We start from the raw sequence: 23239 nt of genomic DNA, 5'->3' as shown, positions 1-23239 counted from the left end.
CCCTCTCCCGTTCTGGACGCGGGCCAATTGCTAGCCGCTAGCCGCTAGCCGCGTCGAACAAGCCTTCGTTTTAGTTGAAGCACCGATTTTACTTTCACGCTGACATAGCCGGGCCGGTTGGCGAACAAAATCGGCGCGGCGGCCGGCTGATGTGGCGAATTTGCACGCGCGCCCAGCGCTGCGGCTTGCATCGGGTGCAAAGCCTCGGCAGCCGATTGAGACGGGACACCGGGCGCCACCGCAGTTGCCACCCTGCGCAGATAGCCCGTCACCCAGACAGTGCCGATCCCCAGGCGCCGGTAGCGCTTGAGGTGCGAGAGCGTGTCTTCCACCAGGATGGCGCGCGACGGGGCGATACGCTCGCGCGCCAGCAGCCGGCGCAGCATCAGTGGATCGGGTTTGGGACGCAGGCGCCCGTGCACCCACATATTCTCGACGGCAATCTCGCGCGCAAACGCGCGCTTGAGGCCGATGTGCCGCACCACCTCACGTGCATAGGCGGCCGGCGCATTGGTCAGCAGGATCTTGCGACCGGGCAGCGCGCGCAGCAGTTGGGCCAGGCCGCGCTCGGCGCGCACCATGGCGCGCAGATCGTCGAACTTGTGTGCCTGGGCTAGAAAATCGTCGGGATCGACGCCGTGGTGGCGGACCATGCCCAGGATGGTGGCACCGTAGCGGCGCCAGTAATCCACGCGCACCTGGCTGGCGGTGGTTTCGTCCGTGCCGAGCACGCGCGCCACATAGGCCGTCATCAGCCGGTTGATCTGCGGAAAGATCGCGTGCGAGGCGTGGTGAAGCGTGTTGTCGAGGTCGAACAGCCAGACCGGCTGTTGCTTGGGTGGCGCGGGGGCCACGACCTCACGCGGCCAGGCGCGCGCAGCATGGCGCGCCCGCGCCGCCCGGATGTTGCGCATCAATGTGAGCGGATCATCGTGCCGAACGCCTGCTCGGTCAGGATTTCCAGCAGCAGCGAGTGCTCGATGCGCCCGTCGATGATGTGCACCGAATTCACGCCGCTCTTGGCCGCATCCAGCGCCGACGAGATCTTCGGCAGCATGCCGCCCGAGATGGTGCCGTCGGCAAACAGGTCGTCGATCTCGCGGGCCGACAGGTCGGTCAGCAGGGTGCCCTGCTTGTCCATCACGCCGGGGATGTTGGTCATCATGACCAGCTTCTCGGCCTTGAGGATCTCGGCCATCTTGCCGGCCACCACATCGGCGTTGATGTTGTACGCCTGACCGTCGTCAGAAAAGCCGATGGGCGAGATGACCGGGATGAACGCGTCGTCCTGCAGCGCCTTGACCACGGCCGGGTTGATGGTTTCGATATCGCCCACGAAGCCGATGTCGATGAACTGGCCCGGATTCTCACGGTCCGGCATCTTCAGCTTCTTGGCGCGGATCAGGCCGCCGTCCTTGCCGGTCAGGCCGACGGCCTGGCCGCCGTACTGGTTGATCAGCATGACGATGTCCTGCTGGACTTCGCCGCCGAGCACCCATTCGACCACTTCCATGGTCTCTTCATCGGTCACGCGCATGCCCTGGATGAAGGTGCCGGTCTTGCCGACCTTCTTCAGCGCTTCGTCGATCTGCGGGCCGCCGCCGTGCACCACCACCGGGTTCATGCCGACCAGCTTGAGCAGGATCACGTCGCGCGCGAAACCGTGCTTGAGCTTTTCTTCCGTCATGGCGTTGCCGCCGTACTTGATGACGATGGTCTTGCCGTGGAACTTGCGGATATAGGGCAGGGCCTGCGCGAGAATTTCCGCCTTCAGCGCCGGCGCGATATGCGCGAGTTCGGGGCCAAGGCCTGCAGGGTCGGGGGCAGCAGCTACAGAAGCGGTCATGACGGTGACATCCGGGTTGGGCGGGGTATGATGGAAAGCCGAATGTCGCTTGCTACACAAAAGCGTTGCAGCCCATTTTCGGCAGGCGCGATTTTACAAGAAAAGCCGGCACAGTCTGATGGCGACCCTTGCGGTCCGGCCACAACCGTTGCCAGCAGAAAACACTCCCCCGAAACATGGCCATCGCCCCCGATCAACTCGACGCCCTGCGCCCGCACCTGCAGCGTTTTGCGCAACTGCAGCTGCGCGACACGGCGCTGGCCGAAGACGTGGTCGCCGATACCATCCTGGCCGTGCTGGAACACCCCGAACGCTTTGCCGGCAACGCCTCGCTCAAGACCTACGTGATCGGCATCCTCAAGCACAAGATCGTCGACGCGATCCGCTCGGGGCGGCGCGAAGTGCGCGTCTCGCTGCTCGCGGGCGGTCAGTCCGACGAGGCCGATCTGCGCTCGGATGAAGCCGTCTTCGACAGCCTGTTCGCCGCCGACGGCCACTATGTGAGCCCGCCGTCCGACTGGGGCGACCCCGACGCGGCGCTCGCGCGGCGCGAGTTCTTCGACGTGTTGCAGATGTGCGTCGACCGCCTGCCGCCGCGCGTCGGGCGCGTCTTCATGATGCGCGAATGGCTGGAGCTGGAGACAGACGAAATCTGTCAGGAATTGGAGATCACCGCGACCAATGCCTGGGCACTGCTCTACCGTGCCCGCATGCGCCTGCGCGAGTGCCTGGACCTGCACTGGTTCGGCAACCAGCCGACTGCCGCATAAGCCGCATCACCGAGAACGCATCATGCCGAACCGTTGGGGATTGCCCACCTGCCACGAAGCCCACCGCATGCTGGTGTCCAAGATGGACCGCGAGCTGTCTGCCGGCGAACGCCTGCGCCTGCGCATTCACCTGTTTGCGTGCGATGCGTGTACGCGGTTCTCGCATCAGATGGGGTTTCTGCGCCAGGCGATGCATCGGCTCGGGCAGGACGACGACGGAGTCGGGCGTCCGTGATCGTGTCAAAACCGGCGTTGGCCGCCAACACCGTCTGTTCGGTGTGCGGGGCGGAACTGCGCTGCGGCGCCATCGGCGACGGCGTGCAGCCCGATGCGTCGTGCTGGTGCATGCAGGAAGAAGCCCTGCCCGCCAGCGCGCGGCGCCCTGGCCAAGGCTGCCGCTGTCAGCGCTGCCTGCGCGAGGCGATTGCGCGGGCGAAGGCGGCATCCGCCGATTGATCAGTCTTTGCTGTCGTCGTCGAGCGTGCGCAGCGCGCGACGGACATCGGCCCGGCCGCGCTGGCGTTCGGCATGACCGTCCTCGGTGTGGGCACCGGCCTTGCGGCCACGCGCCAGCGGCACCAGGAAGTTGCGCGGACGCGCAGTGCCAGCCTGCGTGGAAGGCTCAATGCGAAACGTCAGTTTCTGGCGGGTGCTCAGCGTTTTGTTAGCCATGGGAATGCACTCCTCGGCGGCCCGCAGCATGCCGATACCCGCCGCTGCAAGCCATCAATGTTTGTGTTCGCCGCCTTGGTCATGGTTCATGGCGGGCTTGTTGCCTGCGGTCAGGTCACGCACCTTGGCATCGACCTTCTGCTCGACGACGCGCTTGTCGGCCAGTTCCACCTTGAGCGTGATGGGCACGATGGCGTCCTTGACGAGCGGTTGCTTCAGGTCCATCAGCATCACGTGGTAGCCACCCGGCTTCAGTTGCACGGCCTGCCCCTTGGGCAGATCCAGCGAGGGCACGGCGCGCATGCGCATTACGTTGCCTTCCATCCTCATCTCGTGGATCTCAGCCATGCCCGCCACCGGCGTTGACACGCCCACCACCTTGGCGCCGTCTGCGGCTTGCAGCGTCATGAACGCACCGCTCGCAGTCTGGCCCGGCACCGTGCTGCGCGCCCAGGCATCCTGTACCGTCACCTGGGCCAGTGCCGCAGCGCTGGCGATCAAGCCGGCGGCCAGCACAGCCAGACGGACGGAAGAATGGATCGATCGGGACGTCGTCATGAAAGGCTCCTGTCGGGAAAAACGTGCTGCGCATTAAAGCACAGCGGTCTGCGGAAGGGGCTTCGGGTGCACAATTGTGCGGCTGATTGACGCATCGTGCCGAAGGAAACGGCGCAGTGCGCACGTTTACACTTCTCCACCATGCTTTCGACCTTGTCTCTTGCTGCGCCACTGCTGGATGCCTCCAGTCTACGCCGCCTGTTCTGGCTGCGATGGAGCCTGCTGGCCACGCAGTTGATCCTGATGCTGCTGGCGCCGATGGTGTTTGGCGTGCAGTTGCCGGTGGTGCCGCTGCTGAGCGTGATGGGCCTGCATGCGCTGTTCAACGTGCTCACGGGCTGGCGCATGCGGCGCAACCGGCCCGTGCAGCACATCGAGATCACTGTCCAGTTACTGGTAGACCTCTCCGCGCTGTCTGCCCTGCTGTACTTCACCGGCGGCGCGACCAACCCGTTCGTCTCGTTCTACCTGCCCGCGCTGGCGATTGCCGCAGCCATGCTGCCGATCGCGCATGTGGTGGGCCTGACGCTGTACGCGCTGGCTGCCTACAGCATGATGCTCGGCAACTACATCCCACTCAAGCTGGCAAACCAGGCCGATGGAGTGGCGTACCACTTGGCCGGCATGTGGATCGACTTCGTGGCCAGCAGCGCGATGATCGCCGGGTTCACGGCACGCCTGTCCGCCGCGCTGCGCGAGCGCGACGCCCAACTGGCCGAGGCGCGCGAGAAGCTGCTGCGCGAGCAACGCATCGAGGCACTGATGTCGCAGGGGGCCAGCGTGGCGCATGAAATGGGCACGCCGCTCTCCACCGTGGCCGTCATCACCGGCGAGCTGCAACATGACGCGCGGCAGCCCAACTCGCCGCTCGCGCCATACCGCGAAGACCTGCGCGCCATCGACCAGCAACTTGAGCTCTGCCGCGCAGCGCTGGCCCGCCTGCAACGCAAGCCCAGCGACGGTGCGCCCGAGCCGCTTGGCCAATGGTTGCCGGAATTCACGCGGACGTGGCAGTTGCGGCATCCGGACATCCGCCTGCATACCGAGACCTCGCCGGCGGCGCAGGCCGTGGAGCTGGACGCCATCAACGTCGGCCAGATCCTCACCATCCTGTTGGACAACGCCGCGCGCAGCCAGCAGCAGGCCAAGCGTGACCAGGTACCGCTGCTGCTGATTGCCAAGATCGATGCCATGCCCGATGTCCTGCGCGATGCACCGCCTCAGATCGTGCTTTCCATCGTCGACACGGGTCTCGGCCTGCCGGAAGACCTGCGCACGTCGCTCGGCCGCACCCCGGTGCCGAGCCGGCACGGCGGCCACGGCATCGGCGTGTACCTGGCGTCGACCACCGCGCGACGGCTGGGCGGCAGCGTGGTGCTGCGCCCGAACCCGCCGCAGGGTGCGATTGCCGAACTCCGCCTGCCTGTGGGCGGTCCGAAGGAAGAATCGGCTGCGCCCATCATCGGTGCGCCTACCCTATTCACATAACGTGACCGCCGCCGAACACGGTATGCGGCCCCGGAGAACCTGAATGCAACAACCCGCCCCCTTCCTGATCCTCGACGACGACGACGTCTTTGCGCAGACCCTGGCGCGCGCCCTCACCCGCCGCGGCTTCGCTCCGCAGATTGCCCATACCGGCGGCGAGGCGCTGTCCCTCGCGCGCCAGACACGCTTTGCCTACGTAACGGTCGACCTGCACCTGGCCGCCAGCGACAGGGGCCTGATGCCCCACGGCGGCACCGATTCAGGCCTGCACTGGATCGCCCCGCTGCGCCAGGCGCTGCCGGACGCGCGCATGCTGATCCTGACCGGCTACGCCAGCATCGCCACCGCCGTGCAGGCCGTGAAGCTGGGCGCAGATGAATACCTGGCCAAGCCGGCCAATGTCGATTCGATCCTGCTGGCGCTGCAGGTGGGCGTGTCCGAAGCGGTGGCGGAACAGACCATGGAGAACCCCACACCGCTGTCGGTCGCGCGGCTGGAGTGGGAGCACATCCAGCGCGTGCTGGCCGAACACGACGGCAACATCTCGGCCACCGCACGGGCGCTGAACATGCACCGCCGCACGCTGCAGCGCAAGCTGGGCAAGCGGCCGGTCGCCAAATAAGGCAAACAAGGCGTCAGCGCCGCAAAGCAAAACGGGCCGCATCGTCACAGATGCGGCCCGTTTGCTTTGCGGCGTTCGCTGCGATCAGAGAACGTAGCGCGACAGGTCCTCGTTGCCTGACAGCTCGTTCAGACGTTCATCGACATACGCGGCATCGACGGTCACCGTCTCACCCGAGGACTTGTGCGCGTGGAACGACAGATCCTCAAGCAGGCGCTCCATCACCGTGTACAGGCGGCGCGCGCCGATGTTCTCGACCTTCTCGTTGACCGCGCAGGCGATCTCGGCCAGGCGGCGGATGCCGTCTTCCGCAAACACGAGGTCGACACCCTCGGTCTTCATCAGAGCCTGGTACTGCTTGGTCAGGCTCGCGTCCGTCTGTGTGAGGATGGCGCGGAAGTCATCCACCGACAGCGAATCCAATTCCACGCGGATCGGGAAGCGGCCCTGCAGTTCCGGAATCAGATCACTCGGCTTGGACAGGTGGAACGCGCCCGAGGCAATAAACAGGATGTGGTCGGTCTTGATCATCCCGTACTTGGTGCTGACCGTGGTGCCTTCCACCAACGGCAGCAGATCGCGCTGCACGCCCTGGCGCGACACCTCGCCGCCGCCGTATTCGCTGCGGCTGGCGATCTTGTCGATCTCGTCCAGGAACACGATGCCGTTCTGCTCGACGTTGGCAATCGCCTTGTGCTTGAGCTCTTCTTCGTTGACGAGCTTGGCGGCCTCTTCATCCACCAGCAGCTTGAACGCCTCGCGCACCTTCATCTTGCGATGGTGTTTCTTGCCCTGGCCCAGGCCCGCGAACATCGAGCGGATCTGCTCGGTCATCTCTTCCATGCCGGGGGGGCCCATGATGTCCATGCTCGGCGTGCCGGCCGACACCTCCAGCTCGATCTCCTTGTCGTCGAGCTGGCCTTCGCGCAGCTTCTTGCGGAAGACCTGGCGTGCGTTCGAATCCTTCTCTTCGGGCTGCGCGAAGCCAATGTCGCGCGGCGGCGGAATCAGCACGTCTAGCAAGCGGTCTTCGGCGGCGTCTTCGGCCTTGGCGCGCACCTTCTTCATCTCGGATTCGCGCGTCTGCTTGACGGCCATCTCGGCCAGGTCGCGCACGATGGTGTCCACATCGCGGCCGACGTAGCCGACTTCGGTGAACTTGGTCGCCTCGATCTTGATGAACGGCGCATCGGCCAGCTTGGCCAGGCGACGGGCGATCTCGGTCTTGCCCACGCCGGTCGGCCCGATCATGAGGATGTTCTTGGGCGTGATCTCCTGGCGCAGCGGCTCGCCCACCTGCTGGCGGCGCCAGCGGTTGCGCAGCGCCACGGCCACGGCCTTCTTGGCCTTCTGCTGGCCGATGATGTGCTTGTCGAGTTCGGAGACGATCTCCGACGGCGTCATGGTTTCAGACATGGGAATCCTGTGTCGATGCGTGCGCTGCGTGCGCGCGGGTGTCGAAGGACGGGCCGCTTATTCCAGCGTCTCGATCACGAAATTGGTGTTGGTGTAGATGCAGAGTTCGCCGGCGATCTTTAGCGATTTTTCCACCACGTCGCGCGGGTTGAGATCGGTGTTCTCCATCAGCGCCTTGGCGGCCGATTGCGCATACGCGCCGCCCGAACCGATCGCGGCGATGCCGCCTTCGGGGTCCAGCACATCGCCGTTGCCGGTGATGATGAGCGTGGCTTCGCGGTCGGCGACGATCAGCATCGCCTCCAGGTGGCGCAGTGCGCGGTCGGTGCGCCAGTCCTTGGCGAGATCGACGGCGGAGCGCAGCAGGTTGCCCTGGTGCTTCTGCAGCTTGGCTTCGAAGCGGTCGAGCAGTGAGAAAGCATCGGCGGTGGCGCCGGCAAAGCCGACCAGCACCTTGCCGTCATAGACGGAGCGCACCTTGCGGGCGGTGCCCTTCATCACGATGTTTCCCAGCGTGACCTGACCGTCGCCGCCAAGTGCGACCTGATTGCCGCGCCGCACGCTGATGATGGTGGTGCCGTGATACTGTTCCATGCGCTTGTTCCTTGGGGTGCAGCTAGCTGCCGACCCGACATGGCCGGCTAAAGAAGTTCATAGTTGACGCCAACCCCCAAGGATTTCAAGCCCGATTTCTGCAGCGGCGCACAATTTTTGTGCGCCGAAAATCGCTTTCCGCGATCCCCCTGTTTTAGTGCATGACGTCAAAGGCGTACGTGCGCTCGTCCAGACGCGGCACCACCGTATACCCCTTGCGCGCCGCCCACACGTTGATGTTGAAGTACAGCGGGATCACGCCGGCGTCGCGCATGCCAATCTCGGTGGCCTCCTGCAGCAGCTTCTCGCGCTTGGCATCGTCGATGGTCTGCAGCGCCTCGGCCAGCTTGGCGTCCAACGCCGGGTTGGAATAGCGCCCGCGATTGGACGCGCCCCAGCCGCGCGCCGGGTCGTAGGTGGCCAGTAGCGCCTTCAGGCTGGAGCTGGCCTCACCGGTATCCGCGCCCCATCCAGCCTGCAGGAACGAGAACTCCAGCTTGTTCGCGCGCGTGAAGAACGTTGCCGACGGCATTGCCTCGACTTTGGTCGCAATGCCCACGCGCGCGAGCATGGAGGCGATCACCTGCGCGACGCGATCATCGTTCACGTAGCGGTTGTTGGTGGCGTGCAGCGTGATCGCAAAGCCGTCTGGGTAACCCGCCTCGGCCAGCAGCTTCTTGGCTGCGGCCGGGTCCGCCACCGGCGCCTTGAGGCTCGGCACGTGGCCGAACAGCGCACTATTGACGAGTTGGCCGGTCGGTTCAGCTGCCCCCTCCATCACGCGATCAACGATGGCCTGACGCGAGATCGCCAGCGAGATCGCTTGGCGCACGCGCGCATCCTTGAGTGGATTCTTCGCCAGCGGTTTGCCGGCTTTGTCGGTCACGAACGGCGACACGTCGCGGTTCGAATCCAGATGCAGGTACATCATGCGGAACACCGGCATCTTGAAGAGCGACACCGCCGGGTCGGTGGACAGCTTCTTGATATCGGAGGTCGGCACGTTCTCGATGACCTGCACGTCGCCGGCCAGGAGCGCCGCCACGCGCGGTGCATCGGCCGTCAGGATACGCAGCGTCACGCGTTCCCACTGCGGCTTCTTGCCCCAGTAGCCGTCAAATCGGGTCAGTTCCAGGCGGTCGCCCTTGGCGAACGAGACAAACTTGTACGGCCCCGTACCGACCAGCGCGCGGCCGTTGTTGAAGTCGTCCGGGCCGGCTTTCTCGGCCGCCTTTTTCGACACGATATAGATGGTCGACAGGTCGTTCGGCACCAGCGGGTACGGGCCGTTGGTGGTGATGCGTACGGTCAGCTTGTCGACCGCCGTCACGTCCTTGAAGCCGCGCGTGTAGATCGTGAACGGCGATGGGCTGTTCTTGATGGTGGCTGGACGCGCCAGCGAGTAGACGACGTCGGCCGAAGTGAATTCGCTGCCGTCATGGAAGTGCACGCCCGGGCGCAGCTTGATCTCCCACACCGTGTCGCTCACGGCCTTCCACGACGTGGCGAGGCCGGGCTTCATGCGCATCTTCTCGTCCTTGGCGATCAGCGTGTCGAACATGTGCTCGGCGACGTTATCGTTGGGCGTGACGTTGTGGAAATGCGGATCGAGCGAGGTGATGTCGCCCGAGAGACCGACCACCAGCGTGGCCGGCCGAGTGGACGACGATTGAGCATGCACGGCAAAAGGTGCAGCAGCCGTGAGAGACAGCGCGGCGACCACACTCGCAGCGCGCAGCAGACGCAGGACCGGCATGACGACTCCCCAAAAGTTCGTTATGAAGACAAAACGTTTGGGGATTGTCAGGACCGGGCGGCGCCGGTGTCAACGTCGATGAAGCAGGGGATGTCTGGATTCAGTGGTGACCGCAGTCGCAGTCGTCGTCGTGCTCATGATCGACGTCTTCGCCATGACCATCGTCGAAACCCCACTCGGGGAACGGGTCGGGCAGCCCGGCCCAAGCCTCGGCGCCGGCGGCCAGTTCGGCCTTGGTCAGCAGACAAGCGTCAAGCTGCGCGACAAGCGCGGCCTCATCCAGGTCCGTGCCGATGAAAACAAGTTCCTGACGACGGTCGCCCCATGGCGCGGGCGCACCGTTGTCGTGCATCTTGTCGGCAATGTCAGCGCGGGCCTCTTCCTCGTCGGGCCATTCGGCCTCGTCGACGGCAGCCCACCAGGCGCCGGCACCGCCATGACGCATCACGCCACCAGCCTGCCCCCAACTGCCAGCAATATCCATGCGCGAGGCCAGCCAGAAATAGCCCTTCGAGCGCAGCACGCGGCCGTGCTCGCGCAGCCATTCGGTGTGCATCAAGTCCCACAGGCGCTGCGGGTGGAACGGCACGCGGCGGCGATAGACGAAGCTGCGGATGCCCAGCGCTTCCGTCTCGGGCACGTGCTCGCCGCGCAGTTCGGCCAGCCACGCTGGCGCAGCGGACGCGGCATCGAAATCGAAGCGATGCGTATTGAGGATTTCGTCCAAGGGCACCTTGCCGAACGACGCGGGGACGATGCGCGCGCGGGGGTTCAGCGAATGCAGGATGCCGGCCAGGCGCTCGCGCTCGGCATCGCTCACGAGGTCGCTCTTGTTGAGCACGATCACATCGCAAAACTCGACCTGCTCGATCAGCAGGTCGACCACGGTGCGATCGTCGTCTTCATCGCGGGCCTGACCACGGTCGGACAGGAAATCGGCGGCGTCGTAGTCGGCCAGGAAATGCTTGGCGTCGACCACCGTGACCATGGTGTCCAAACGCGCGAGGTCGGACAGCACATCACCGTGCGCGTCTTCAAATGTGAACGTCTCGGCGATCGGCAGCGGCTCGGCCACGCCGGTCGATTCGATCAGCAGGTAGTCGAAGCGGCCTTCGCGCGCGAGGCGGGCGATCTCGTCGAGCAGGTCTTCGCGCAGCGTGCAGCAGATGCAACCGTTGGACAGCTCCACCATGCGCTCGTCGGTGCGCGAGAGCTGGGCGCTCGTGGCCGTGCCGTCGCCCACGAGCTGCGCGTCGATGTTGACGTCCGACAGGTCGTTGACGATCACGGCCACGCGCTTGCCCTCGCGGTTGGCGAGCACGTGGTTGAGCAGCGTGGTCTTGCCGGCGCCCAGGAAGCCGGACAGCACGGTGACGGGAAGCGGACGATTCATGGCAGAGCCTACAAAGCAAACAGCCCGGCTGGTCACCGGGCTGCAAATTCACGCAGATGCGACGCGCGCGTCAGTCACCAAGCAGCTTCTGGCGCTTTTCGCGGCGCTCCTGCGCCTCCAGCGTCAGGGTGGCGGTCGGGCGGGCCAGCAGGCGAGGCACGCCGATCGGCTCGCCGGTTTCATCGCAGTAGCCGTAGTCGCCGGCATCGATGCGGGCGATCGACTGCTCGACCTTCTTGAGCAGCTTGCGCTCGCGGTCACGCGTGCGCAACTCCAGCGCGTGCTCTTCCTCGATCGTGGCACGGTCGGCCGGGTCCGGCACGATCACGGTCTCGCGCAGGTGTTCTGTGGTCTGGTCGGCATTCTTGAGAATGTCGTCGCGCATTTTTACAAGCCTGTCCTTGAAGAAGGCGAGCTGGGCCTCGTTCATGTAATCCTTGTCGCCCATCTTCAGGATTTCGGCTTCGGTGAGTAGTTTCTTGCTGCTCATGGTTGCTGCAGATGATCCTGGTAAATCGCGCGCCGTCTCGGCTGTCGCGTCGTCCTTGCGCGGGGATGCGTCGGACTCGTTCTGGCTGGTGGCGGACTTGCCGCCCCGCGCGCCTCCTGTTGCCGGTCCCGCAGCGGCGCCCCCTGCCGCTTTTTTTCGGGTGGCTGGCGCAGCCTGGGCTGCAGCCGACTCCGTTTCGGACCGCTTGGCGCCACCGTTGGCACCGCGTCCGTCCCTGGTCTTGGTCACCATCGCCTGCTCCTCCTATCGGACGTGCTTCGGACGACGTGCTTCTAAATCGACCTATTGTAGCTGAACGATCTTAACCGAACTATCGGAGAAACACGGACAGGAAATATGCCCCGGATCGGTCGACCCGGGCCACCAGAGCGAGGGGTGTAGGGGAGGCGGGGAGCGCCCGGCTCAGGCCAGGCAGTTCTCCAATCCTTTCAGAATGGTTTCGCGTGGCAGGTCCACACCAATGAAGACCATGCGGTTGGAAGGGGTCTCTCCGTCCCACTTGCCACCCACGTCGCTGCCCATGAGCTGGTGCACGCCCTGGAATACCACCTTGCGGTCGACGCCTTCCATGTAGAGCACGCCCTTGTAGCGCAGCAGCTTCTCGCCGTAGATGTTTAGCACGCCGGAGAGAAACTCCTCCAGCTTGGAGTAATTGAACGGCCGTTCGCTGCGGAAGACGAACGAGGCGATGTGGTCCGTGTGGTGCGCGTGGCCGTGATGGTGGTGATGGCCGTGGCCATGGTGGTGATCGTGATTATGGTCGTGGTCACAATCGGCCGAGCACGCGTGGTCATGATCGTGGTCGTGATCATGATCGTCTTCGCGCAGGAAATCCGGGTCGATCTCCAGCTTGGCGTTCAGGTTGAAGCCGCGCAGGTCAAAGATGGTGTCGATCGGCGTGTCGCCAAAGTTGGCGGTGCGGATCGGGGCGCGCGGGTTCATGTGCAGCAGGCGGTGGCGCAATGCTTCCACATCATCGGCCGACACCAGGTCGCTCTTGGTGATGAAGATGGCATCGGCAAAGCCCACCTGGCGTTGCGCCTCTTCCTGCTTGTCGAGCTGCACGTTGCCGTGCTTGGCGTCGACCAGCGTGATGACGGCGTCCAGCAGGTAGCGGCTGGCGATCTCGTCGTCCATGAAGAAGGTCTGCGCGACCGGGCCCGGATTGGCCACGCCGGTGGTCTCGATGACCACGCGGTCGAACTGGATCTGGCCGTTGTCGCGGCGCGTGAGCAGGTCGGACAACCCCTTCACCAGATCGCCGCGGATGGTGCAGCAGATGCAGCCGTTGCTCATCTGCACGATCTGCTCGTTGCCGTCCTGCACAAGGATGTCGTTGTCGATGTTCTCTTCGCCGAACTCGTTTTCGATCACGGCGATCTTCATGCCGTGCTGTTCGGTCAGGATGCGCTTGAGCAGCGTGGTTTTTCCGCTGCCGAGAAAGCCCGTCAGGATGGTGACCGGGATCATTTTGGACATGGTGCGTTTCCTGTCTTGTGGTGGGCCGCCAGATGCGCGCAATCCGCGCAGGCGCCCTTGATGGTGAGTTCAGCATGGTCGGCTGCGAAGCCGGCGGGCAGGGCGGCCTTCGGCATGGCCGGCGGCTCGGCGGCTTCCAGGCAGAAGTCGCGCCCGCATTGCGTGCAGTGAAAGTGGCTGTGTGAGCGGTGCGCCGCTTCGCGCGCGGCATCGTGTTCGGCGAGGCTGAAGCGGAAAACACGATCCGCCCCTGCCGTCTTGTGGACGATGCCGCCCGCCACGAGCCAGTCGAGCACACGATAGACCGTGACGCGGTCGATGCCGGCATCGGCGGGCAGCGCATCGCAGACGGCCTGGTGCGACAACGGGTCGGCGCCCTCCATCAGAACAGCCAGCACGCGCACACGGGGCTCGGTCACGCGGCTGCCCAGGCCGCGCAGGCGGGCGCGGGCGGCCGCTTCAGGCGAGTCGGCTTGGGAAGTGGCGGAGGCGTCGCGTGGGACCGGGGCGTTCATGCGCGGATTGTCCCACGGCGACGGCCCTACCGCAATTGAGTTGCAACTAGCGGCCTTGCGGCGCGCGGGGTCATTTCGCCGCGCTCATGCGGCAAACACCAGACACACCGGCGTCGGCACCTTGGCCACCACCTTGGGTTGATCCAGCTTGCCGGTCTGCGGGTCGATGCGCAGCCGCAGAATCGTGTCGCCCTTCTGGCTGAGCGCATAGAGGTGGCTGCCGTCTGCCGCCATGGTGAGCGCGCGCGGGAAGCGCAGGCCCTCGCTCCAGTATTGGATGGGCGCGAGGTTGCCGCTGCCATCAATGCTGAACGCGGCCACGCTGTCGGCCAGCGGGTGGTCAGACTTCAGCCGCCGGTTGGTCGCATACAGGAAGCGCCCGGACGGATGCATCATCAGCGCGGCGCCGCTCTTCTGGCCGGTGTAGTCAGCAGGGGTGGTGGAGATGCGCTGGCGCTCCTCCGACACATGGCCGGTGGCCGGATCGTAACCGTGGCAGGCGACCGAGCCCTCGAGTTCATTGATGACGTAGAGCAGCTTGCCTTGCGGATGCAGCGCCAGGTGGCGCGGGCCGCTGCCGGGCTTGAACTGCGCGCGATCCCGCGGGGCCAGCTTGCCGCCCTCGATGGCAAACACGTTGATACGGTCGGTGCCCAGGTCGGTGCCGATCACGTGGCCGCCGGTGGTGTCGAACAGCGTCATGTGCGCGTGCGGCGCTTCCTGTTCAGGGCGGGGGCCGGAGCCGGTGTCCTTGAAGATGCCCGATACGGCGCCCAGCTTGCCGTCCTCGCCAATCGGCAGGAGGTTGTAGGCGCCGCCGCTGTAGATCGACACGCACAGGTACTTCCCGTCCGGGGACACGACCACATGCGCGGGGTTCGTGCCCGACAAAGACAGCGGCTGGCGGTTAAGCAGCGTCAGCTTGCCGTCGTGCGGGTCGATCGCATAGGCCTCGGCGCTGCCGTTGGGGCGGCCCTCGTACACCTCAAGCTCGTTGATGGCATACAGGAACCGCTGATTCGGGTGCACGGCCAGGAACGACGGATTGGCACTCTCGACCACCTGCACCTGCGTCCACGCATCGCCGCGCGGCGCCATCACGTAGATGCCGCGTGCGGCCGGGCCACCGGCAGTGCCGCCCGGTGCGTTGAACGTGTAGGTGCCGACATAGGCGAAGCGGGGAGGGCGCGCGGTGCCCGCAGGCTGCGCACCCGACGCGGCGGGTTGCTCACCCGCCTGGGCCATGACGGTTCTGGGAAGAGCGCCCAGCAAAGGCAAGCTACCAGTCCACTGCATGAAAGTTCGACGAAGACGATTGGTCATGGGAGGGCTCCATCAAACACGCACGGACATGGCGTGGTGGAAGATGTTGTTCGGATCATACCGGCGCTTCACATCCTGCAGAAACGCGTACAGGTCGCCGCTGCCGTAGTAAAGCTGCGGCCAGAACGGATAGGCAAGCATGTCAACGTCGGGATAGTTGATGTAGCAGCCCTCATACCGGTCGCCGGGGTACGGCGTCCCGCTGTGCGGTGCGGGCACGTCGGGAGCGCCGTAGACATCGCGATAGAAATCGTCGATCCAGCGCAGATGGCCGGCGTCATCGGCGGCGGTCCAGTAAGTCTGGTACTGCAACTTCATGATGGACGCGCGCTGCGGCACGGCGGTGTCGGCAATGCGCTCAGTCTTGTTGATGGCGCCGCCGTACGAATCGACCTGCAGTAGCGATTGGCTCAGGTCCACGCCCGGCATGGTGCGCGTGAGATGCGTGTAGATGCGCTGCGCCTCGTGCGCGGAGAAACCGCGCTTCATATAGGCGGATTTGTACTTGCCGCGCTGGTTGGCACCCGAGCCGTTGAGGTATTGGGTGGCCGTTAGCCAGTCGTATTGCACGATGGTGTGCGGCTTGGAGCAGAGCAACTGGCCCATGCCCTGCTTGTGCGCGGGGCCGTAGCCGGGCGGACGCCCCTTGACCGCTGCGGGCGCGCAGGCCCGGAAGCGATCTAGGAAATCGTTGAGGACCGAGAGATCGCGACACGTGCCATCCGGGTTGCAGAACTGCGTGAGCAGCACGATCTGCCCGGCCGATTTGTGCGTGAGCTTGAGCAGCGAGAACATACCCCAGGTATCCGCGTCCTTGCCGCGCGTCTCCCAGTATTCGCCGTAGATGCGCAGCAGTTCGGCAAATCGTTCTTGCGTCATGGTGGCCCAGTCGAAGGCCACGGTGGCGAGCGCCACCTCGCGCGGCGCCTCGGGCAGCTTGGCGAACGTATAGCCGGTGATGACGCCGAAGTTGCCGCCGCCCGCGCCGCGGCATGCGCGGAAGAGATCGGGGTCACGCGCGGCATCGACGGTGCGGGCGGCCGCCTTGCCGTCCTTGTCCACGGTGACGATGTCCACCGCCGAGAGCCAATCCACCGTCAGCCCTTGCAGCCGCGACAGCAGCCCATACCCGCCGCCGCAGATATGGCCGCCCGCGCCCACGGAATAGCAGGAGCCGCCGGGCAGCGTCGCGTTGCGGCGCTTGTACAGCTCGAGGTAGCCGTTCCAGTTTTGCGTGCCGGCCGGAATGCGCACCGAGCCATCGGCGCGCACCTCAGGTGTAGCGAGCAGGCTCAAATCGACGATCGTGCCGTCGGGGTTGTTGGAGACGAAATCTTCGTAGCAATGTCCACCGCTGCGCACGGTGGGGCGCTGGCCCGCATTGACGATGCGCTGGATGGAAGGCGCCACATCGTCGGCTTTTTCCACCAGGGCGATGCGGCCGGCGGCCTGAGCGTCGGTGGCAGGCCAGCGCAGGTTGAAGCCATGTTTGAGCGTGTTGTAGCGAGGGTCCTGGCGGGTTACATCCAGTGTCATTGACGACTCCCGGTGAAGGTATTTGCGCATGCGTTGCGCAAACAGCGTGAACGGCCGGGCTGTGTTGCCATGCGCGGCCAAAGTCTTCAACGTAGTCGCTCGTCGCCCCCAATGCCATCAGACTTGACCGAAAACGATGGCAGCCTCACCGCGCCTGGTGGGCAACCCACGCAACAACCCGTGCTGTCGCCCCCATCCACGCCGGCCTCACCACCCAACACGCCGCCGCCCATGCCAGGAGCACCACAATCAGGTCGCATCGCCCGCTCTTCCACCAGTTCAGTGAATGGCGCTGCCAAATCCAGGGCACGCCCAGCGGGTTCGGCCAATCGGCCAGCAAGTGCATCAGCCCGCCGCAGGCAAAGCCGAACAGCGGCGGCGCCCACGGATGACCGTGGCTCAGCGCTTGATAAGAGAGAACGAGCACCACGACCCAGCCGATGCCCCAGTGCGTGGCGGTGCGGTGCGTGATCCAAAGCCGCCGCGCTCGGCTCCACCACGCGACTTCCATCCAGTCAGGCGCCGTGCCGCCGGCAATGGCCGCACAAAAAGCCAGGATGCTCGCAAGGTGGCCAGAGGCGAAGGCGGGGGTTTGTGCAACGATGGCCGCAGCGATCAAACCCGCCGCCCAGCCCGTCGCATGATGGGCAGCATGGGATGCCATCAATGTCACGCAAAAAAACGAAGGGGGCGGCATCTTCGCAATCCGGCCCTGTCAGAACAAGCCAAAATTTGCGACAAAGCGTGACAGGGCGCCGCTGACCCGGCGCCGTTGCTCAGCCGACCTGCAACAGCAAACCCTTGAGGTACTCGCCCTCCGGGAAGCTCGTCAGCAACGGGTGATCCACACCCGCCGCCAGCCGACGCTGAATGCGCGCCGTCACCTTGGCATCGGCCGCAGCGCCGGCCACGATCTTCTGGAACAGATCCGCATCGATCGCGCCCGAGCACGAATACGTGAACAGCAGGCCGCCCGGCCGCAGCAGCTGCATGCCGACCAGGTTGATCTCCTTGTACGCCCGCGCCGCGCGGTCCACCTGCTGGGCGGAGGCCGCAAACTTGGGCGGATCCAGCACGATCAGGTCGAACTGACGGCCCTCGGCGCGGAAGTTGCGCAGCGACTTGAAGACATCCGCGTCCAGCCACTCCGCGCGCGCGGCATCGAAGCCATTGAGCGCGACGTTGCGCTCGGCCACCGCCAATGCTTCGCCCGACGAGTCGATCGACACCACCGAATGCGCGCCGCCCTTGAGCGCCGCCAGCGAGAACCCGCCCGTGTAGCAGAAGCAGTTGAGCACGTCGCGGTCCTTCGCCAGCGCGCCGACAAGTGCGCGGTTGTCGCGCTGGTCCACGTAAAAGCCGGTCTTGTGGCCTTCGCGCACGTCCACGTAATAACGCACACCGTGCTCGGTGGCGGACAGATCGACGGGCGGCTCAGCGCCGGCCAGCACGCCGGTCACCTGCTCCAGGCCCTCACGCTCGCGCACGCTCACGTCGGAGCGCTCGTAGACGTTCGGGCAGCCGGTCTCCTTGATGAGCGCGGCGACGATCGCCTCTTTCCAGTGCTCCACGCCAGCGGCGCAGAACTGGCAGACAAGTTGCCCAGCGTCGCCGGTGCCGTACTGGTCGACGATCAGGCCGGGCAGGCCGTCGGCTTCGCCCATGACGAGGCGCACAGCATCGGTGTCGTGCACCCACGCGCGACGATAGGCCACGGCGGCCGCAATGCGGCGCTTGAAGAAGGCGTGGTCGACGGGCTCGGCCTCATCGAAACTCCACACGCGGGCGCGAATCTGCGAGACGGGGCTGAACGCCGCACGCGCCAGGAACTGCCCATTGTGCGCGCGCACGATCACGGTGGCACCCGACGCGGGGCGGCCTTCCATGCGATCGATGGCGTTGGCGAAAATCCACGGGTGCCGGCGCAGCAGCGAGCGCTCCTTGCCGGACTTGAGAATCAGGGTTTGCATACGACTGGATTGATGAGCCTCGCCGACCGGGCGAAGCGGCGCTACTTCTTCTTAGCGCGGGGGTGAGCCTGATCGTAGATCTTGGCCAGGTGCTGAAAATCGAGCGAAGTATAAACCTGCGTGCTGGCGATGCTGGCGTGCCCGAGCAGCTCCTGCACCGCGCGCAAGTCTCCGGACGACTGCAGCATGTGCGTCGCGAACGAATGCCGCAGCACGTGCGGATGCACATCGGCCGGCACGCCCGCCGCAATGGCATTGCGCTTCATGCGCAACTGGATCTGCCGCTGCGCGAGCCGCTTGCCGCGCGGCGACAGGAACAACGCATGCGCGTCTTCCGGCGCGGGATCGGGTTTGGCCAGTTGCGGCCGCACCGTCAGCCACGCCGTCAACGCGTCGGCGGCCTTGCTGCCGACCGGCACGGTGCGGCGCTTGCTGCCCTTGCCGAGCACCATCACCTCGCGCGCCTCCAGATCGAGCCAGCTTGCGGATTCATACTCGCCGGCCTTCACGTGGCGCAAATCCAGGCTGACCAGCTCTGACAAGCGCAGCCCGCACGAATAGAACAACTCGTTGACGGCGCGGTCGCGGATAGTTTCGGCATCGTCGCCGGGCAGTTGCTCCATGAGCGCCACGGCCTGCTCGACAGACAGCGCCTTCGGCAGCCGCTTCGGGCTCTTGGGCGCGCGCACGCCGTCGACTGGGTTGGCGGTGACTGCCGCCTCACGCAGTGCCAACCACCTGTACCAGCCGCGCCACGCCGACAACGCCCGCGCAATGCTGCGGCCCGACAGGCCGTTGCCGTGCAGTTGCGCCATCATGCGGCGGATGTGGTGGGACTGCAGTTGTGTGAGATCGGTGCCAGCTGCGTGCTGCGCGCCCAGGCGTTGCAGCACGGCCAGCTCATGGGCGTAGCTCTCCAGCGTGTGCGGCGAGAGCTGCCGTTCAAACTTCAGTGCATCGAGGTAGGCCGCAATCTGCGGATGCGGCGGCGCCGGGGCGTCGCGGTCATCGTTGGAGGCAGATTGCGGCATGTGGGCGCTACGCTTCAGTCGCGCAAACGGTTGAGCGCGGCGGCGGCCAGTTCGCCGATCTGCGCGAGATAGGTCGTGCCCATGCCATCGTGAAAACGGCGGGCATCCTGCGAACCCAGCACCAGCAGGCCGAAAGCGGGGGCGGTGGCCGGGTCCGCATCGCCGCGCACGGGCACGCGCAGCGTGACGATGGCGACCGACTGGATCGGCTCGCTGCCGGCGTCCGACGTATCGAGCCAGCCCGCTGCCTCAAAGCCCTCATTGGCGCCGCAGTACGGCGCGCGCAGCCCGGCGGCGAACACGCGCACGTCTTCGCTCACGCCCTGTGCGACTTCCAGGTGCGCGAACTCCTCGCCCACCTGCCACACGCGCAGCGCCACGGCCGGCACGTCAAAGATCTCGCGCAGGCCGTTCTGCACGACGTAGGGCAGCGCGTGCGTATCGGCCTCGGCCAGCAGGCGGGTCGTCCAGGCGTGCACGCGCTGCTGCGTGCGGTCGTTCTCGTTGCCGTGGCGCATCAGGTCCGACAGCTTGAGTTCGAGGTGCTTGTGCTTGTCGCGCAGGATTTCCATCTGACGCTCCTGCAGCGACACCGCGCGGTGGCTGTGCGGGCTCGTCAGTTGAATGGCGGCCAGCAGCTCGGCGTGCTCTTCAAAGAAGGCCGGGTGCGCTTGCAAATAGTTGGCGACGTCTTGGGGGTTCATGGTGCTCATCAGGCTGCGCCCAGTTTCTTCTTCAGCAGTTCGTTGACTTGTGCAGGGTTCGCCTTGCCGCGCGTGGCCTTCATGGCCTGGCCGACCAGCGCGTTGAACGCCTTGTCCTTGCCCGCGCGGAATTCCTCGACCGACTTGGCATTGGCCGCCAGCACGTCATCGATGATCTTCTCCAGCTCGCCGGAGTCGGACATCTGCTTGAGGCCCTTCTCTGCGATGATCGCGTCGGCATCGCCACCGTGTTCGCCGGCCCACATGGCGGGGAAGACGTCCTTCTTGGCGGTGTTGTTGGAGATCGTGCCGTCGGCAATGCGCGCGAGCAGCTTGGCCAGTTGCGCGGGCTTGACCGGCGCGGCGTCGATGTCCAGATCGGCGCGGTTCAGGTTCGAGGCGACTTCGCCCATGATCCAGTTGGCTGCGGCCTTGGCGTTGGCGGCGCCCGTATCGCCCCCCAAAGCGGCCACCACGGCTTCGAAGTACGCGGCGGTCGCCTTGGTGGCGGTCAGGATGCTCGCGTCGTACTTCGGCAGGCCGTAAGCCGACTCAAAGCGCGCGGCCATGGCGGCTGGCAGCTCGGGCAGCGTGGCGCGCACGCGCTCGATCCAGTCCTCGCCGATGACGAGCGGCAGCAGGTCGGGGTCTGGAAAGTAGCGGTAATCCTGCGCGTCTTCCTTGCTGCGCATCGAGCGCGTTTCCTTGCGATCCGGATCGTAGAGGCGGGTTTCCTGCACTACGGTGCCACCGTCTTCGATCAACTCGATCTGCCGGCGCACTTCGTAGTTGATGGCCTCTTCCAGGAAGCGGAACGAGTTCAGGTTCTTGATCTCGCAGCGCGTGCCGAACGGCGCGTCCGGCCCCCGGCGCACCGACACGTTTGCGTCGCAGCGGAAGCTGCCTTCCTGCATGTTGCCGTCGCAGATACCCAGCCACACCACCAGCGCGTGCAACGCCTTGGCGTAGGCCACGGCTTCAGCGGCGCTGCGCATGTCAGGCTCGGTCACGATTTCCAGGAGCGGCGTGCCGGCGCGGTTCAGGTCGATGCCCGTCATGCCGGCAAAGTCTTCATGCAGTGATTTGCCGGCGTCTTCTTCCAGGTGGGCGCGCGTCAGTTGCACGGTCTTTTCATAACCGGGCTGACCTTTCTGGCCTTCCACCTGAATCGTCAGCGTGCCGCCCTGCACCACCGGGATCTCGTACTGGCTGATCTGGTAGCCCTTGGGCAGATCGGGGTAGAAGTAATTCTTGCGCGCGAAGATGCTCTTCGGCGCGATCTTGGCGCCGATGGCCAGGCCAAACACGATGGCGCGTTCGACCGCGCCCTTGTTGAGCACCGGCAACACGCCCGGCAGCGCCAGATCAACCGGCGCGGCCTGCGTGTTGGGGGCGGCACCGAAGGCTGTGGAGGCGCCGGAGAAAATCTTCGAAGCCGTGGAGAGCTGTGTGTGCGTCTCGAGGCCGATCACCACTTCCCATTGCATGTTGCGTGTGTCCTGTCGATTGTTGTGGTGTGAATGTGTAAGTACCGAGGTATTCGTGTGCTGCTGTGCGATCAGGGGCGCGGCGCGTCGAGCCAGGCCGCAAGGCGCGTAAAGGCCGCTTCGCGTGCCGCCGGATCGCCGCCGACCGTGACGGCGCCGTGACGGGGAACATCCCGGCGCGACTTGGCCGGCGCCGTGCCGTCAAAACCGTGGTACGCGCCGCCGAACATCTCCAGCTCGAAGCGCGCCTGCGGCTGTCTGGCCAGCACGGCGGTCTGCAGCGCCTGGCAGCGGTCGGCGGGCGTCCAGTCATCGTTGCCCCCCGCCAATAGCAGCAGCGGCGCGTTCAGTCGGTACGTCGCACGCTGCAGCGCGGCGGCGCAGCCGGGATAAAACGCCACCGCACGCTCCACGGCCGGCGTGTCGGCAGGCCAGTTGCGGCTGGCATCGACCGTCTCCAGCACCGCCTGCGCGCCATTGGACCATCCCAGCAGCACGATGCGATGCGCGTCCACGCCAGGCCGCGCGGCCACCCAGCGGATTGTCGCCAGGATGTCGGCGCGGCGCACCGCCCCGTTGATGCTGCGCCCGGCAGACGGCTCGGTGCAGATGCCGTGCGGCTTGCCGCGCGGGCCGAAGCTGTCGGGCAGCACCACCGCATAACCGCGCGCGCCCAGCCACTGCGCATACCCGCGATAACGCGTGCCGAGTGCTTTCGCATCAGCGCCGGCTTGCGTGTACAGGCCGCCGCAACCGTGCAGCGCGATCACCACCGGCAGCCCCGCAGCCGGTGCCTTGGCCGTGGGCGCGACCCAGTAGGCAGTCAGCGTTTGCGGCGCGTCTTCGGCGTCCTTCACACCGGCGCGCGGGATTTCCACCGTCTGCACGCCCAGCGCCGCGGAAGACGGCGCCTGTGCGGCCGGCATGTCCGGCTGGGCACCTTCAGCGTCGGGCATCGGCTGGGCGAACGCGTGCAGCGCCAGCACGGAGCCGGCCACGGCGGCCAGAACGCGGAGCCGCATGTGCTTAACCCGGCGCATCAACGCGCGTTCCGGGCGCACTGGCCCGTACGTGGATCGAACATCACCGGCCAGGCCTCTTCATAGATACCGGGCGTGCAGTGCGCTTCGCAGTTGGCGTGCGCCAGCGTCACGCGCCGCGGGTCCTGCCAGACCATCAGCTCGCAATTGCCGTAGCGCTCGCGCAACTCGATGCTCGGGCTGCGCCTGGTCTGCCGGAAGGTCGACAGGTCAAACTGGCACGAGCCACGCCGGCCGACCCACAACTGCCATTGCAAGGCACTGACATTGTTGTCGGCCACAGTCAGGGTCGCCTGCTCGCGAAAGCCGTCTTCCTCGGTCTGGCTGCAATTGCCGTTGATGTTGATGGTGCGCTCGGCAATCGGTGGGGCCTTGGTCCCAGATGGGCGGCTGATGCCAGGCAGGCCCGGCAGGGACGGCAGCGGAATCGGCACGCAGGCCGCCAGCAGACCGGCGGCAAGCGCCAGCCCGAGTGCGTTGCGGATGCGGGAATTCATGCGTGCCTCCTGCCGTGCAGCGATCGCTCTT

General features: G+C 65.7%; 25 protein-coding genes. 5 read left to right on the top strand and 20 right to left on the bottom strand.

Annotated elements, in window-relative coordinates; all coding sequences use genetic code 11:
* Positions 1 to 44: 44 nt before the first annotated feature.
* Positions 45 to 914, bottom strand: a complete 870-nt coding sequence (locus B4F51_RS15210) for a pyrimidine 5'-nucleotidase (RefSeq protein WP_296226815.1) — start codon at positions 912 to 914, stop codon at positions 45 to 47.
* Entirely contained in the window at positions 914 to 1846 is a 933-nt protein-coding gene (argB, locus tag B4F51_RS15205) for an acetylglutamate kinase (RefSeq protein WP_296226813.1), read from the bottom strand. Before argB ends, B4F51_RS15210 begins: the two co-directional genes overlap by 1 nt.
* Positions 1847 to 2022: 176 nt before the next feature.
* Between argB and B4F51_RS15200 the strand changes: the two genes are divergently transcribed.
* Genes B4F51_RS15200 through B4F51_RS15190 form a run of 3 tightly spaced genes read left to right on the top strand, consistent with a single transcriptional unit; the run spans position 2023 to position 3072 of the window.
* Entirely contained in the window at positions 2023 to 2616 is a 594-nt protein-coding gene (locus B4F51_RS15200; protein ID WP_296226811.1) for a sigma-70 family RNA polymerase sigma factor, read from the top strand.
* A gap of 22 nt (positions 2617 to 2638) precedes the next feature.
* Entirely contained in the window at positions 2639 to 2851 is a 213-nt protein-coding gene (locus B4F51_RS15195) for a zf-HC2 domain-containing protein (protein ID WP_296226809.1), read from the top strand.
* Positions 2848 to 3072, top strand: a complete 225-nt coding sequence (locus B4F51_RS15190) for a cysteine-rich CWC family protein (protein ID WP_296226808.1) — start codon at positions 2848 to 2850, stop codon at positions 3070 to 3072. Before B4F51_RS15195 ends, B4F51_RS15190 begins: the two co-directional genes overlap by 4 nt.
* Here the strand turns inward: B4F51_RS15190 and B4F51_RS15185 are convergent, their stop codons facing one another.
* Both B4F51_RS15185 and B4F51_RS15180 read right to left on the bottom strand, forming a co-directional pair.
* Positions 3073 to 3288, bottom strand: coding sequence for a hypothetical protein (locus tag B4F51_RS15185; RefSeq protein ID WP_296226806.1), 216 nt, complete (start codon positions 3286 to 3288; stop codon positions 3073 to 3075). It abuts the gene before it with no gap.
* A gap of 54 nt (positions 3289 to 3342) precedes the next feature.
* A complete protein-coding gene (locus B4F51_RS15180) occupies positions 3343 to 3846 on the bottom strand; it encodes a copper chaperone PCu(A)C (protein ID WP_296226804.1) in 504 nt (167 codons plus the stop codon).
* Positions 3847 to 3987: 141 nt separating this feature from the next.
* Between B4F51_RS15180 and B4F51_RS15175 the strand changes: the two genes are divergently transcribed.
* Positions 3988 to 5334, top strand: a complete 1347-nt coding sequence (locus tag B4F51_RS15175; RefSeq protein WP_296226803.1) for an ATP-binding protein — start codon at positions 3988 to 3990, stop codon at positions 5332 to 5334.
* Between the two features lie 43 nt (positions 5335 to 5377).
* A complete protein-coding gene (locus B4F51_RS15170) occupies positions 5378 to 5956 on the top strand; it encodes a response regulator transcription factor (protein ID WP_296226801.1) in 579 nt (192 codons plus the stop codon).
* Positions 5957 to 6040: 84 nt separating this feature from the next.
* Here the strand turns inward: B4F51_RS15170 and hslU are convergent, their stop codons facing one another.
* The 16 genes from hslU to B4F51_RS15090 all read right to left on the bottom strand — a co-directional run bounded on the left by hslU (position 6041) and on the right by B4F51_RS15090 (position 23208).
* Entirely contained in the window at positions 6041 to 7372 is a 1332-nt protein-coding gene (hslU, locus tag B4F51_RS15165; protein ID WP_296226800.1) for an ATP-dependent protease ATPase subunit HslU, read from the bottom strand.
* A gap of 57 nt (positions 7373 to 7429) precedes the next feature.
* Positions 7430 to 7966 carry an ATP-dependent protease subunit HslV gene (hslV, locus tag B4F51_RS15160; RefSeq protein WP_296226798.1) on the bottom strand — a complete coding sequence of 179 codons (537 nt, stop codon included), beginning with the start codon at positions 7964 to 7966 and terminating at the stop codon, positions 7430 to 7432.
* A gap of 154 nt (positions 7967 to 8120) precedes the next feature.
* Positions 8121 to 9722 (bottom strand): ABC transporter substrate-binding protein, encoded by a 1602-nt coding sequence (locus B4F51_RS15155; protein ID WP_296226797.1) that lies wholly within the window; start codon positions 9720 to 9722, stop codon positions 8121 to 8123.
* Positions 9723 to 9822: 100 nt separating this feature from the next.
* Entirely contained in the window at positions 9823 to 11115 is a 1293-nt protein-coding gene (gene zigA, locus B4F51_RS15150; protein WP_296226796.1) for a zinc metallochaperone GTPase ZigA, read from the bottom strand.
* A 70-nt stretch (positions 11116 to 11185) separates the two neighbouring features.
* On the bottom strand, positions 11186 to 11605 hold the full coding sequence (gene dksA, locus B4F51_RS15145; protein WP_296227093.1) for an RNA polymerase-binding protein DksA: 420 nt from the start codon (positions 11603 to 11605) through the stop codon (positions 11186 to 11188).
* A gap of 423 nt (positions 11606 to 12028) precedes the next feature.
* Positions 12029 to 13105, bottom strand: coding sequence for a CobW family GTP-binding protein (locus B4F51_RS15140; RefSeq protein WP_296226795.1), 1077 nt, complete (start codon positions 13103 to 13105; stop codon positions 12029 to 12031).
* Positions 13093 to 13620, bottom strand: coding sequence for a Fur family transcriptional regulator (locus B4F51_RS15135; protein WP_296226794.1), 528 nt, complete (start codon positions 13618 to 13620; stop codon positions 13093 to 13095). The genes B4F51_RS15140 and B4F51_RS15135 overlap by 13 nt, the downstream gene beginning before the upstream one ends.
* Positions 13621 to 13704: 84 nt before the next feature.
* Positions 13705 to 14943: a lactonase family protein gene (locus B4F51_RS15130; protein WP_296226793.1), complete on the bottom strand. Its 1239-nt coding sequence runs from the start codon at positions 14941 to 14943 to the stop codon at positions 13705 to 13707.
* 12 nt (positions 14944 to 14955) lie between these two features.
* Complete coding sequence (locus B4F51_RS15125) at positions 14956 to 16479, bottom strand: FAD-binding protein (RefSeq protein WP_296226791.1); 1524 nt, start codon at positions 16477 to 16479, stop codon at positions 14956 to 14958.
* A gap of 145 nt (positions 16480 to 16624) precedes the next feature.
* The gene (locus B4F51_RS15120; protein WP_296226788.1) at positions 16625 to 17143 is read right to left on the bottom strand and encodes a metal-dependent hydrolase; all 519 of its coding nucleotides are present in this window, start codon (positions 17141 to 17143) and stop codon (positions 16625 to 16627) included.
* Positions 17144 to 17255: 112 nt separating this feature from the next.
* On the bottom strand, positions 17256 to 18449 hold the full coding sequence (locus B4F51_RS15115) for a class I SAM-dependent rRNA methyltransferase (protein ID WP_296226786.1): 1194 nt from the start codon (positions 18447 to 18449) through the stop codon (positions 17256 to 17258).
* A 41-nt stretch (positions 18450 to 18490) separates the two neighbouring features.
* A complete protein-coding gene (gene xerC, locus B4F51_RS15110; protein WP_296226784.1) occupies positions 18491 to 19480 on the bottom strand; it encodes a tyrosine recombinase XerC in 990 nt (329 codons plus the stop codon).
* 14 nt (positions 19481 to 19494) lie between these two features.
* Positions 19495 to 20184: a DUF484 family protein gene (locus tag B4F51_RS15105; RefSeq protein ID WP_296226783.1), complete on the bottom strand. Its 690-nt coding sequence runs from the start codon at positions 20182 to 20184 to the stop codon at positions 19495 to 19497.
* Between the two features lie 8 nt (positions 20185 to 20192).
* Entirely contained in the window at positions 20193 to 21671 is a 1479-nt protein-coding gene (gatB, locus tag B4F51_RS15100) for an Asp-tRNA(Asn)/Glu-tRNA(Gln) amidotransferase subunit GatB (protein ID WP_296226781.1), read from the bottom strand.
* 71 nt (positions 21672 to 21742) lie between these two features.
* Entirely contained in the window at positions 21743 to 22732 is a 990-nt protein-coding gene (locus B4F51_RS15095; RefSeq protein ID WP_296226779.1) for a dienelactone hydrolase family protein, read from the bottom strand.
* Positions 22711 to 23208 carry a hypothetical protein gene (locus B4F51_RS15090; protein ID WP_296226778.1) on the bottom strand — a complete coding sequence of 166 codons (498 nt, stop codon included), beginning with the start codon at positions 23206 to 23208 and terminating at the stop codon, positions 22711 to 22713. Before B4F51_RS15090 ends, B4F51_RS15095 begins: the two co-directional genes overlap by 22 nt.
* Positions 23209 to 23239 lie beyond the last annotated feature (31 nt).

Origin of the sequence: Ralstonia sp. UBA689, from assembly GCF_002298975.1 — a bacterium.
GTDB lineage: Bacteria > Pseudomonadota > Gammaproteobacteria > Burkholderiales > Burkholderiaceae > Ralstonia.
Note: the sequence above shows the minus strand (reverse complement) of the source record. Positions and strands in the feature narration are given on the sequence as shown.